This window comes from Gardnerella sp. CCPDSM (assembly GCF_056754715.1).
On sequence record NZ_JBQEQO010000005.1, the window covers coordinates 87,918 to 100,195 of the forward strand.

Annotated in this window: 12 protein-coding genes; 1 reads left to right on the plus strand and 11 read right to left on the minus strand. The window is 41.5% G+C overall.

The genetic code is table 11. From position 1 onward, the window contains the following. Nucleotides 1–71: 71 nt before the first annotated feature. The 11 genes from ACTJLE_RS04290 to ACTJLE_RS04340 all read right to left on the minus strand — a co-directional run bounded on the left by ACTJLE_RS04290 (nucleotide 72) and on the right by ACTJLE_RS04340 (nucleotide 11,237). Complete coding sequence (locus ACTJLE_RS04290; RefSeq protein WP_481267570.1) at nucleotides 72–677, minus strand: CDP-alcohol phosphatidyltransferase family protein; 606 nt, start codon at nucleotides 675–677, stop codon at nucleotides 72–74. A 227-nt stretch (nucleotides 678–904) separates the two neighbouring features. Next, nucleotides 905–1,570 (minus strand): ribulose-phosphate 3-epimerase, encoded by a 666-nt coding sequence (gene rpe / locus ACTJLE_RS04295; RefSeq protein ID WP_481267627.1) that lies wholly within the window; start codon nucleotides 1,568–1,570, stop codon nucleotides 905–907. A gap of 47 nt (nucleotides 1,571–1,617) precedes the next feature. Then, a complete protein-coding gene (gene lgt / locus ACTJLE_RS04300) occupies nucleotides 1,618–2,562 on the minus strand; it encodes a prolipoprotein diacylglyceryl transferase (protein ID WP_481267571.1) in 945 nt (314 codons plus the stop codon). Between the two features lie 35 nt (nucleotides 2,563–2,597). Continuing rightward, nucleotides 2,598–3,623, minus strand: a complete 1,026-nt coding sequence (locus tag ACTJLE_RS04305; protein ID WP_481267572.1) for a phosphatidate cytidylyltransferase — start codon at nucleotides 3,621–3,623, stop codon at nucleotides 2,598–2,600. A 33-nt stretch (nucleotides 3,624–3,656) separates the two neighbouring features. Continuing rightward, complete coding sequence (frr, locus tag ACTJLE_RS04310; protein WP_119487186.1) at nucleotides 3,657–4,211, minus strand: ribosome recycling factor; 555 nt, start codon at nucleotides 4,209–4,211, stop codon at nucleotides 3,657–3,659. Between the two features lie 19 nt (nucleotides 4,212–4,230). After that, nucleotides 4,231–4,980 (minus strand): UMP kinase, encoded by a 750-nt coding sequence (gene pyrH / locus ACTJLE_RS04315; protein ID WP_481267573.1) that lies wholly within the window; start codon nucleotides 4,978–4,980, stop codon nucleotides 4,231–4,233. A gap of 215 nt (nucleotides 4,981–5,195) precedes the next feature. Continuing rightward, the gene (gene tsf, locus ACTJLE_RS04320) at nucleotides 5,196–6,047 is read right to left on the minus strand and encodes a translation elongation factor Ts (protein ID WP_481267574.1); all 852 of its coding nucleotides are present in this window, start codon (nucleotides 6,045–6,047) and stop codon (nucleotides 5,196–5,198) included. 101 nt (nucleotides 6,048–6,148) lie between these two features. Then, nucleotides 6,149–6,967, minus strand: coding sequence for a 30S ribosomal protein S2 (gene rpsB, locus ACTJLE_RS04325; protein ID WP_119487183.1), 819 nt, complete (start codon nucleotides 6,965–6,967; stop codon nucleotides 6,149–6,151). 299 nt (nucleotides 6,968–7,266) lie between these two features. Further along, a complete protein-coding gene (locus ACTJLE_RS04330) occupies nucleotides 7,267–7,755 on the minus strand; it encodes a peptide deformylase (RefSeq protein ID WP_481267575.1) in 489 nt (162 codons plus the stop codon). A 45-nt stretch (nucleotides 7,756–7,800) separates the two neighbouring features. Next, nucleotides 7,801–9,861: an AMP-dependent synthetase/ligase gene (locus ACTJLE_RS04335; protein ID WP_481267628.1), complete on the minus strand. Its 2,061-nt coding sequence runs from the start codon at nucleotides 9,859–9,861 to the stop codon at nucleotides 7,801–7,803. 245 nt (nucleotides 9,862–10,106) lie between these two features. Further along, entirely contained in the window at nucleotides 10,107–11,237 is a 1,131-nt protein-coding gene (locus tag ACTJLE_RS04340; protein WP_481267576.1) for a GuaB3 family IMP dehydrogenase-related protein, read from the minus strand. 399 nt (nucleotides 11,238–11,636) lie between these two features. On the opposite strand from ACTJLE_RS04340, the gene ACTJLE_RS04345 reads away from it, so the two are divergent. Next, nucleotides 11,637–12,155: a hypothetical protein gene (locus ACTJLE_RS04345; RefSeq protein ID WP_481267577.1), complete on the plus strand. Its 519-nt coding sequence runs from the start codon at nucleotides 11,637–11,639 to the stop codon at nucleotides 12,153–12,155. The last annotated feature ends 123 nt before the right edge of the window (nucleotides 12,156–12,278 follow it).

Consider the following 12,278-nt stretch of genomic DNA (forward strand, 5'->3'; position numbering starts at 1 on the left):
CTTTCGCTACTATCGTCGCTATTGTGCGCGCCAATAAATACACTATGCTGAGTCATATGCACCTACATGCCTTATTTTGCCTTTTGTTTAACAAGTAGCATATAAGCTTGCTTATAATAAAGCAGTCCTGCATACCAATACAAAACAATACCCCATATTCCACAAGATAATGCAGCAGCATAAAGCGGAAACATCGCTTCTGTAGAAACAGCGTAAACAATCATAAGAGAAACGATTGCAAGCATAATAAGCGCAGTTCCAGCTTTTCCAACGAAATTAACCGGCAACGGACCGTAACCATATTGCGCAAGTACAATAACTAAAGTCGCCATAATAACGTCGCGAAGCACAACTAGTAACAACGCCCACCAAGGTATAACTTTCGCAATTGCTAAAGCTAAAGTGCTACAAACAATTAGTAACCTGTCGGCTATAGGATCAAGAATTTGCCCTAATTTACTTACCTGATTCCAGCGCCTAGCAATATAACCATCAAGGCAATCAGAGAATGCTGAAATAGCTAAAATAACAAGAGACAAAATCATATTATGTTGCGTAATTAGCCACGCAATATATGGTATTGAGCATATGCGTAAGAAGCTGATTAAGTTAGGTACAGTTAGTACACGATTCATCGCTTCAGGGCTATATTCCTGATTTCTAACTAACTTAACCATATTACCTTCCATAATTGCCAACTACTAATTACTAATTACTAATTACTAATTATTAATCAATAATAGATAATTAGTAATTATTAGTACTAATTAGTAGCTACTAATTTCAGTTTTCGATTCAATCGCATTTTACTAAACGCAATGCGCAATACGCAATTGAATCCTACTAGCGAGTACTCAAGTTTTTAAGAAAATGGGGACATAAAATATGCCCCCAAAATTTTCAATTAAGCGCGCCAAGCAGCCTGAGCAGTATTGCGAATAGATTCAATAGCTTCAGCTGGACTTGCAGCACCGTAAACTGCGGAACCAGCAACAAGCACATCAGCTCCAGCTTCAGCAACAGTTGCAGCCGTCGAAGGGCTTACGCCACCATCAACCTGAATGTGCGTTTGAAGTCCCCTACGCGTAATCTCATCGCGCAAACGACGAACCTTATTCATTTGATTACTTAAGAACTTTTGTCCGCCAAAGCCTGGCTCAACTGTCATAATAAGAATCATGTCGAATTCGTCAAGAATGTCGAAAATAGGTTCAACTGGCTCTGCAGGACGCACAGCAAAGCATGCTTTGCAACCCATATCGCGAAGCTGACGAGCTAAACGCACAGGAGCATGAGTTGCACCCATGTGGAAGCTAACGGAGGAAGCTCCAAGCTTTGCGTATTCAGGAGCCCAACGATCCGGATCTTCAATCATTAAATGAACATCAACAGGAAGCTTAGTTACTTCACAAATACGCTTAACAATTGGCTCTCCCAAAGTTAAGTTAGGTACAAAGTGATGATCCATCACATCAACGTGAACAAGATCCGCATTTGAAATTGCGTCAAGATCGCGCTCAAGATTGCAAAAATCTGCGGAAAGAATACTAGGTGCTATTTGTATATTCATACGTTCCATTCTAGGAAATGCAAGAGACTAGCATGCAAAATAACTAATTACTTGCTTTGATTTAAGCCAGATTTTATTTTCGCATTCGCATTCTGCGATTCGCGCTCACGCTCATCTGAAGTAACATCAATAAGACGTTCAATAAGACTGTCTCTGGTGCTACTAGAGCGTTGAAGAAGCGCAAAAGCTACAGTTGCAATAATAAATACGATAATAGAAACCCACACGTTAATTCTTACGCCTAAGAAAACATGAGAAAAATCAATTCGTAACGATTCAATCCAAACACGCCCTAACGTGTACCACATAACGTACAGCATGAATATTGAGCCGGCTTTTAGTTTTTTATAAAGAACTTTTCCAAAACCAATAAGTAATGCTGCTCCTATAAAATTCCAAATCATTTCGTATAAGAATGTTGGGTGGAATAACGTTCCTGCAGGGCATGTTAAGCCATCGTAGCAACGTTCAGCGTGACCGATTGCTTGAGTTGCATCATAGTTTAGTTTCAAACCCCAAGGCAAAGTTGTTGGAGCACCGTAAAGTTCCTGATTAAACCAGTTTCCAAGCCTACCAACGCCTTGAGCAATAAGAACAGCAGGAGCTGCAGCATCCGCAAGTAAAGAAGCAGGATATTTTCTATACTTGCAAAAAGCACAAGCAGCTATCGCGCCAAGAAATATTCCGCCCCAAATACCAAGTCCACCATTCCATATTCTAAAAATTTCTAAAAAGTCACCATTGGATCCGAAGAACTTTTCTGGAGTGGTAATAACGTGATACAAGCGTGCGCCAACAATTCCAGCTGGAAGACTAACTAGTACAAGATCTAAAATTTGGTTAAAATCGCCACCAACTCGCTTCCAACGACGAGTCGTAATACACATTGCGATTAAAATTCCAGCAAGAATAGAAAGCGCATAAAATCTTATATGTATAAAGCCAAGCGTCAACTGTGAAATACTTGGTGAAGGAATATAGCAGACTGTCATGTTGCCGATTTTAGTTGAAACCCACGATTGCTAGATTAAAAATTAGCAAGATGCAAAAGAACTAAAAGAACCGGGCCACACAGCAAAATAGAATCTACACGGTCAAGAACTCCACCGTGTCCTTTAAGCAAATGTCCCATATCTTTAATTCCAATATCGCGCTTTAACATAGAAGCGCATAAATCTCCGAAGGTACCAACAATTCCAGAAGCAATACCCATAACCAACGGCATCCACCAGCAATTAAGCCAGTAAGATCCATAAAAACCTGCAATAATCGCGTACGCGCCAATAATTGCAAAAAGCATGGAACCAACTAAGCCTTCAACAGACTTTTTAGGAGAAATACGCGGAGAAAGCTTATGCTTACCAAGCCAAGCTCCAGCGAATAAGCCACCAGTGTCGCTTAAAGCAGGCAAGAATACTAGTAGCATAGCGTGCGCAACAGCGTAACGCGTATTAGTTAAAGCAAGAACAATGCAAGAAGCAAGTAGCGGAATGTACAAAACTACAAAAAGCGAAACAGCTGTATTCGTAAATAACGTATGCTCGTATTTAGTAGACGAAAAACCCTGAAGCTTTTTCTCTACAGCATGTAATGTTCTAGCTGGAATAGTAATACTAAGAGTTGCGCAAATTATGGTAAGAAATAGTGATGCTGTAATACCACTTGCCATAACAACAGCATGCCATTTTGCATAGTATGTTGCAAAAATAGTAACAAGAGAACACAAAGATAATGTTACGAATGGAATGCGTAATCCAAGAGTTGCAAAATCGACGTGTAATTCCCATAATGCAAGAACCATAAAAGCTGCCATAAGTACAACAAAAACGTCAATACTTATAAGCAAGCATGCAACAATTGCTACAACAAGCACTGCAGCGGTCGCAATAGCTTGTGGCATATTGCGACCGGTTCTGCGATTAATATCATTTAAAGCATGAGTGCCGCTATTATCAACTTTACTTAAAGTAGGTTCACTTTCTTTTTTAGAAACTGAAACGTTACTAATTTGATTGACATCATCGACGAAATCATCACTTTTTTGTTGACTCATACGGCACCCATTCAGTTTGAAATTAAGGAAATATCAGACTTCCATAATTTCTTTTTGTTTTCCTTCTAACAATACATCCAAGGAATCAGTAACTTGCTTGGTTACTTTATCTAATTCCTTAAGAAGACGATCGCCTTCATCTTCACCAAGATCACCATCTTTAACTGACTTATCAATGGATTCCTTAGCTTTACGGCGAATATTGCGTACTGCAACCTTGCCTTCTTCAGCCTTGGTTTTAGCAAGCTTAACGTATTCCTTACGGCGTTCCTCAGTAAGTTCTGGCATTGTTACGCGAATAACATTGCCGTCTCGGTTAGGGCTAACGCCTAAGTCGGAGTCACGAATTGCTTTTTCAACAGCATTAGCTTGAGAAGCATCAAAAGGAGTTACAGAAAGTGTGCGAGGCTCAGGAACACCAATAGAAGCAACAGCCTTAATTGGAGTTGGCGCACCGTAATAATCAACCATAATGCCATTAAGAAGCGCAGGGTTAGCACGACCGGTACGAATACCCATGAAATTCTCTTTAGTGGCTTCCACAGACTTATTCATCTGATCTTTTGCTTGATCAATAATTGCTGACATTTGTTCTCCTTTGTAATATTTAAGCAAATGTTGGTTCTGCATCAGACACTAATGTGCCAATAGATTCACCCACAAGTGCGCGAGTTACGTTACCTTCACCCTCTAAACCAAATACGCGAATTTTTTGTTTATTATCGCGAGCCATAGAAAGTGCGGACGCATCCATTACTGCTAATCCATCGACAAGAGCACGATGATAATTTAACGTTAAGAATTTACGTGCATTAGGATCTTTGCGAGGGTCTGCACTGTAAACACCATCTACACCATTCTTGCCCATTAAAACTTCATCGCAATGAATTTCCAAAGAGCGCTGAATAGAAACAGTATCCGTTGAGAAGTAAGGCATACCGGCACCAGCACCGAAAATAACTACCCTACCTTTTTCAAGATGACGGATTGCTTTTAATGGAATATAAGGTTCAGCAACTTGTCCCATAGTAATAGCAGTTTGTACGCGAGTAGCTTGACCTGCTTGTTCAAGAAAATCTTGAAGAGCTAAGCAATTCATAACTGTACCTAACATACCCATGTAATCACCACGGCTACGATCGATACCAGCCTGCTGAAGTTCAGCTCCCCTAAAGAAATTGCCACCGCCAACAACAATAGCAACTTGAACGCCATCTCGTACTGCAGACATGATTTCCCCAGCAATTCTGCGAATTACATGAGTATCAATACCAACAGCGCCGCCGCCAAATGCTTCACCTGAGAGCTTCAATAAAACCCTACGGGACTTGCTTTCCTCCGTTTGTGCAATAGCCATACAGATTCCTCCAGTCATCACGGCGAATGCAAGTATATCTTTGCTATTTTATCTATAAAACGCGACACATAAAACGCTCATATTTAAGCACAAATTAAAGCAGAAAATAAAGTGGAAAATAAAACAGAAAATAAATATAAAAATGGGTTGTGCGCAAAAATGCACACAACCCACTAGTTTTAAGAACCAAAATTGATTCTTAGCATAAAGAATGCTTACTCAGCAGCACCCTTGCCAACCTCAAGACGAGCGAAGGCCAAAGCGGCACCACCGACTTCCTTGAACAAGTCGCCAACGCTCTTGGATGGATCCTTAACGTAAGCCTGCTCGAGAAGCACAGTCTCCTTGAAGAAGGCGTTCATGCGGCCTTCAACAATCTTTGGAACGATCTTCTCTGGCTTGCCTTCAGCCAAGGACTTCTCGGTTGCAACGCGACGCTCGGATTCCAAAACTTCTTCTGGAACATCTTCGCGGCGAAGCCACTGAGCACCCATAGCGGAAATCTGCAAAGCTGCTTCGTGAGCAACCTTTGCGCCTGCTTCGTCAGTAGCAATCATGGAAACAATGCTTGGAGGCAATTCCACGGACTTCTTGTGAGCATAAATCTCAACGTGTGGACCGCTTACCTTAGCAACCTGTCCAACCTTGACGTGCTCACCGAACAAAGCTGCTGCTTCTTCAACAGATTCCTTAACAGTTGCGCCATCAGCTGGAGCTGCAAGTACTTCTTCAGAAGTGGAAGCATTGGCTTCAACAGCATGGTCAAGAACAGTGTTGGAGAATTCCACGAACTTAGGGGTCTTTGCCACGAAGTCAGTTTCGGAATTCAACTCAACTGCATAACCAGTTTCGCCTTCAGCAGACTTAACAACCTTAGAAGCGATGGTGCCTTCCTGAGCCTTGCGGCCTTCACGCTTACCAGCGGCCTGAATACCCTTTGCGCGGATAATTTCCTTAGCGCGGGCAACGTCGCCTTCAGCTTCAGTAAGAGCTTTTTTAACGTCCATCATGCCGGCGCCAGTTTCTTCACGCACCTGCTTAATCAACGCTGCAGTAATTGCTGCCATTTTGTTCTCCTCGTATCAATAGGATTCTTAAAGCTGCAAAAAGCAAATAATTAATTGGATTTTGCAGCTTTAATTTAAGAATCTGGTTGCAAATTAGCTTATCAGGCCTTTGCCTCAGTATTTTCTTCCTCAGCAGGCTTAGCTTCAGCTTCGCCTTCCTTGGTAAGTAATTCCTTTTCCCAAGCTGCCATTGGCTGAGCGTCAGCACCTTCGGACTTTGCGCCCTTACCAGCATGCTCGAGTAAGCCTTCAGCAACAGCATCAGCCATCAAGCTGGTCAACAATTCAACGCCGCGAATTGCATCATCGTTAGCTGGGATTGGATACTCAACAGCTTCAGGATCAGTGTTGGTGTCAACGATAGCAACAACAGGAATACCAAGCTTGTGAGCTTCTTCAACTGCCAAAGCTTCCTTGTTGATGTCAACAACGAACATTGCAGAAGGAGTGCGGTTCATGTTGCGGATACCACCGAGCTGCTTCGAAAGCTTATCCTTCTCGCGCTCGAGAAGCAAAAGTTCCTTCTTGGTCAAGCCGGAGCCACGAACATCGCTGAAGTCCATCTCTTCGAGTTCCTTCAAGCGCTTCACGCGAGTAGAAACAGTCTGGAAGTTAGTCAACATACCACCAAGCCAACGCTCGCAAACATAAGGCATGTTTACGCGAGTAGCCTGATTCTGTACAGCTTCCTGAGCTTGCTTCTTAGTTCCAACAAAAAGCACGGTGCCATTGTGGGCAACAGTCTGCTTGATGAAGTCATAAGCCTTGTCGATCATGTCGAGAGACTTGAACAAATTGATGATATGAATACCATTGCGCTGGGTAAGAATGAACTGCTTCATCTTTGGGTTCCAACGACGAGTCTGATGACCGAAGTGTAAGCCAGCCTTCAGCATTTCGCTCATGGTAATCTGTGCCATATCAATATACCTTTCTTGTCGGTTCTTGCCTGGCCATGTCTGTTCGCATGCAACTTGGCTTAAAACTTATGTTTAAACACAAGCCGACCGACACGAACGGGCGCGTACATGGCGCGTATTTGTGCATCATTGTAGACAATAAAAAAGCGAGCAATCATATAACGCGACAATAATCATGCTCAAAATCGACACACAAAGTGTGATTATATCAGGTACACAATACTAAAAATCGGTATTTTTCGAAGCTTTATAAGCAACAAAAAATACCGATATAACGCAAATTTTTAATATTGCAAAAACTAATCACGCATATTATTACGCAATTGACGCATAGCTTGACGACGAACGTCCTTTTCTAGCCTGTCTAAATAAATGTGGCCGTCTAAATGATCACACTCATGCTGAAGCATTCTGGCCATTAGCCCTTCGCCTTCAAGCACAACTGTTTTACCATCTAAATCAATACCGCGTGCGCGAGCATAATTAGCTCTGCGCGTTTTGTACCATAAGCCTGGAACAGAAAGGCAACCTTCGTCATCGTACTGTTCTCCACTAAGCTCTTCAAGCACAGGATTGAGAATATAACCAATACGGCCGTCAATATTGTACGAGAAAGCTCTAAGACTTACGCCAATTTGATTAGCTGACAATCCTGCTCGTCCTGGATCGTTTACGGTTTCCAACAAGTCTTCAACTAAATGTTTAACTGCTGGCGTAATCTCGCGAATTTCATCGCAAGGTGTACGTAATACTGGATCCGGAACAACACGGATTTTTCTAATAGTCACTCAATACTCCTTCATCGCACAAGTAAAGTTAACAAAGACTATTTATTACAAATTAGAAGATTCTTCTTTGCTATCTTTAGTATCTTTACTATCACGAGATGTAGAAGAAGACTCAGTTGATGCCTCCTCACCAAAACGCTTAAGATGAGTTGCAGCTTGATCAATTGCTTGACGAACTCGAGGAGTTACAACCTCCTGAGCCTGCTTAACTGTTTCTTGCGCTTGCTTAACAGTTTCAGTAGTTTTATCAAGAATCTTAACTGTTGCTGGAAGCGGCCTAGTATTTGGTTTTGGAGCATACAATTGAGTTTCAATAATATCAGCGTACTTTACGAGAATCTTTGGACGCACAATCTTCATACTTGGAGTAAGAGTTCCTGCGTCTTGAGTAAATTCATCTTGCAAAATAACAAATTTACGAACCGATTCAGCACGAGAAACAGTGCTATTAGCTTGATCAATAAACTGCTGAACAACGGAACGAACAGCATCATTCGTAGCAATTTCGCTCATAGGAAGATTCTCATCCATGCCCTTATTTTTAATCCAAGAACGAACCATATCTGGATCCAATTCAATAAGAGCTGAAACGAATGGCTTACCATCTCCAACTACTACAGCATGAGATACGAGTGGGCATTGAGAAATAATTCCTTCCATAGGAGCAGGACTGATATTTTTTCCACCAGCGGTAATAATAATATCCTTCTTGCGACCAGTAATAGAAAGGAAGCCTTCGTCGTCAATCTCACCAAGATCTCCAGAATGCAACCATCCATCTTCGTCAATAACTTCTGCAGTAAGCTCAGGCTTGTTGTAGTAGCCCATAAAAACGTTAGGACCTTTAATTAACACTTCGTCATCGTCTGCAAGACGAATAGCAATTCCAGGACCTGGGCGACCTACAGAACCAACCTGATTTGCATGCTCGAAGTTTACTACGCACGGGGCTGCAGTTTCTGTCATACCGTAGCCTTGAATAAAAGTAATGCCGTCTAAACCGTTGAAGAAGTGAGCTAAATCAGCATTAATTGGAGCGCCTCCGCATGCAAGCCATGAAAGATTTGGTCCCAAAGCTGAACGAATTGAAGAACCAACAGTTTTCATATACATTGCGTGATTAATGCGGGACGCAAGCGAATGAGCTTTGCCGTCAACGTTATCGCGAGACCACTGAATAAAATGTTTAACAGCTTTAGCAAAAATACGTCCGCGAATACCAGCACCAGCTTTTTGAGAAGCAGCATTATAAACTTTCTCAAAAACTCTAGGCACGCCAAGCAAATATGTAGGCTTAAAGCTACGCAAGTCTGCAAGCAAATGCTTCGCATTAGGAACATAGCCAATAACACCGTGAGCACCAATTGCAACGTATTGAATATAGCGCGCGAAGCAATGAGCTAAAGGAAGGAACAAAAGAAGACGATTTGGCTTGCAAAGCATGTCGCTAAGAACATCGTATCCTGCAAAAACAATATGCGTAAAGTTACGGTGCGAAAGCATTGCTCCCTTTGGCTTACCAGTAGAACCGGAGGTGTAAACAATAGTAGACAAATCATCTGCTTTAACAGACGCAATACTTTTATTTAACTCGTCGTCACTTATTGATTTACCAAAATCAATAACAGCTTCCAAGCCGCCAGCTTTGAAATTAAAAACAGTTTTTAAAGTAATACGCTTATGATCTTGACGCACACGTTCCAAGCATTGCGCATGAGCATCATCGCCAGCAAAAGCAATAACCGGCTTAACTTCATCGATAATATCTGCAGCTTGAAGAGCCGAATCCGTTTCATAAATTGGAATACTCACAGCTCCAATGCAGGCGCAAGCAAAATCTACAATACCCCACTCGTAGCAAGTAGCAGAGTATATAACAACCTTTGAGCCGTGTTGTACGCCAAGAGCAATCAAGCCTCGAGCTACAGAGCGAACTTTTGAAAGCATTTCAGCGGCAGTAACGTCATGCCACTTACGAGTATCGTCATCTTGCCATTGCGCAATTAAGCCTTGAGGGTCACGCATTGCACGATTAGCAAGGAGGGAATAAATAGTATCACCGTCTTGAGTTGGGTGAATGGCTTCTACAGCAAATTCTCGGAGCATACTATTCATTGTACTTGATAACATTTTCGACACGACTGCACTTGCTACAAAAAATATCAATAAATATTGTAATTAACAAACAAAAGCATTACTAAATGTAGGAACTTAGTAAATATAGCAACTTAAAATATTTGTAGCTAAATACTAAAATAGCGGCTCAGCGCATACATTGCCGAACCGCTATTTTTGCGTAATAAAAGCTATAGAAATACTATTTTCTATTAACTTTAGATTATTTAGTTTTATTAACGCACATCTTGATGGAATGGGTTAATTACAACGCTGCAACGTTGGAAACTCTTTACGTCAACGTATCCAGTAGATGCCATTGTGCGTCGCAAAGCTCCAACAAAGTTGGTAGTGCCGTCAGCTTCATGGCTTGGACCGAAGAGAATATTCTCCAAAGGAGCAACCGTGCCAACCTTTGAACGCACGCCGCGAGGAAGCGAGGAATGACGAGCTTCAGCACCCCAATGAGTGCCATGGCCTGGAGCTTCAGTTGCGCGAGAAAGAGGAGTGCCAAGCATAACAGCGTCAGCACCCATTGCAAGAGCCTTAATGAAGTTTCCAGAATTGCCCATGCCACCGTCAGCAATAATCTGAACGTAGCGGCCGCCGGATTCATCCATGTAGTCGCGACGAGCTTCAGCAACATCAGCAATTGCAGTAGCCATTGGAGCTTGAACACCCAAAGTATTCATGGTTGCGGAAACAGCTCCGCCGCCAAAGCCAACCAAAACGCCTGCAGCACCAGTGCGCATTAAATGCAGAGCGGAAGTATAATCAGCGCAACCGCCAACAATCACAGGAACGTCAAGATCGTAAATAAACTTCTTCAAATCAAGAGGCTCATGATCTTTAGAAACATGTTCTGCAGAAACAGCAGTTCCGCGAATCACGAATAAGTCAACTCCAGCTTCTAACACTGTGTTGTAGAATTCTTGCGTACGCTGCGGAGAAAGAGCACCAGCAACAGTAACACCAGCGTCACGAATAGTGTGCAAACGCTTAGCGATTAATTCCGGCTTAATAGGCTCAGCATAAATTTCCTGAATACGACGAGTAGCAACATCGGCTGGAAGCTCAGATATTTCCTTAAGAAGAGGCTCTGGATTCTCGTAACGAGTCCACAAACCTTCCAAATCAAGAACTCCAAGACCACCCATTTGCCCAATTGCAATCGCAGTATCCGGGCTAGTAACCGAATCCATTGGAGCAGCAATAATTGGAATATCAAACGTGTAAGCATCTACCTGCCATGCAGTAGATACTGCTTTCGGATCGCGCGAACGGCGCGAAGGAACAATAGCAATATCGTCAAGCGAATATGCAACTCGGGCTTTTTTGCCCAAACCAATTTCAATTTCTTGAGACATACTTCTTAGGCTAGTTCCCTATGCTGACGAATTTAATTTTTAACATCTTTGAGCAAAATAGTATTACTTTGATGCTTATTTACGTCGATTTTGCTATGACAAAATTATTCAAAAACCGTAATGTGTATAATTCGACACGCTAAAAAGCGTTTATTTTCAACAAAAATGGCAAATATTTTGAAATTTATCCACAATTTTGCCAATTATGCAGTTACGCAAAAATTACACTGTAGAATTTTATCTTAACTTTCTTATATTCATAGAAATATGAATTAAGAAAGCGTTGGAAACATTAGCTTTTGAACCCATTTAGATAGGGAGAAGAAGGAAAATGAAAATAGATTTTGTAGACGCTTCTGACATGAGCAACACAGAAATAACGACGAAACAAAAAACAATGTGGAAAATAACGATGGCAATAAAATATGCCGTCCGCCGAATGGTATGTACAATGAGAAAAATCTTCTGCCACTATGCGAAGGTAACTTGCCTATTGCATTTTCGCGTGGAAAATTAGAGTACCATATTTGCAAATGTTATTCTGGCAGTAGAGAAGAAAAAGAATTCATTGATATTGCATTGCGAACATGCAAAATTGCTTGCATTGCTACTGATATTTCGCGCGGCAGGCCTATTTCTCCAACCATGGCACAGCTATTAACGAAAAAATGTATTACTAAACTGAATAATATGTGGAAAGTGGTAACTGATAATAATGTACCTAATAAAGCACATAAGAATCATCCAATATCATGCAGCATGCCACCGATCCCAGATTTCATTAATGGCGTATACGTAAACCCGAAGCATTTTGAGAGCGTCGTAAGAATTACTGCAGGTCCTAAAAAATATTGGCTATCGCTAGTTTTGGAGTTGAGACAAAATAAATGGATTTGCACTTATGCGGATTTAGGATAATTAATTATGAAATCAAAAGTTAGTGATGTTGAAATACACATAAATAGCTTTATGATGTACAAACAAAACTACATAAAACTCCTCTGTGTGTCTTGATATTTCGCAAATAAAATGCGCAATAAA

Coding starts and splice junctions, on each gene's coding strand:
- ACTJLE_RS04290 (WP_481267570.1), bottom strand. CDS start 677: ATGGTTAAGTTAGTTAGAAATCAGGAATATAGCCCTGAAGCGATGAAT.
- rpe (WP_481267627.1), bottom strand. CDS start 1,570: ATGAATATACAAATAGCACCTAGTATTCTTTCCGCAGATTTTTGCAAT.
- lgt (WP_481267571.1), bottom strand. CDS start 2,562: ATGACAGTCTGCTATATTCCTTCACCAAGTATTTCACAGTTGACGCTT.
- ACTJLE_RS04305 (WP_481267572.1), bottom strand. CDS start 3,623: ATGAGTCAACAAAAAAGTGATGATTTCGTCGATGATGTCAATCAAATT.
- frr (WP_119487186.1), bottom strand. CDS start 4,211: ATGTCAGCAATTATTGATCAAGCAAAAGATCAGATGAATAAGTCTGTG.
- pyrH (WP_481267573.1), bottom strand. CDS start 4,980: ATGGCTATTGCACAAACGGAGGAAAGCAAGTCCCGTAGGGTTTTATTG.
- tsf (WP_481267574.1), bottom strand. CDS start 6,047: ATGGCAGCAATTACTGCAGCGTTGATTAAGCAGGTGCGTGAAGAAACT.
- rpsB (WP_119487183.1), bottom strand. CDS start 6,967: ATGGCACAGATTACCATGAGCGAAATGCTGAAGGCTGGCTTACACTTC.
- ACTJLE_RS04335 (WP_481267628.1), bottom strand. CDS start 9,861: ATGCTCCGAGAATTTGCTGTAGAAGCCATTCACCCAACTCAAGACGGT.
- ACTJLE_RS04340 (WP_481267576.1), bottom strand. CDS start 11,237: ATGTCTCAAGAAATTGAAATTGGTTTGGGCAAAAAAGCCCGAGTTGCA.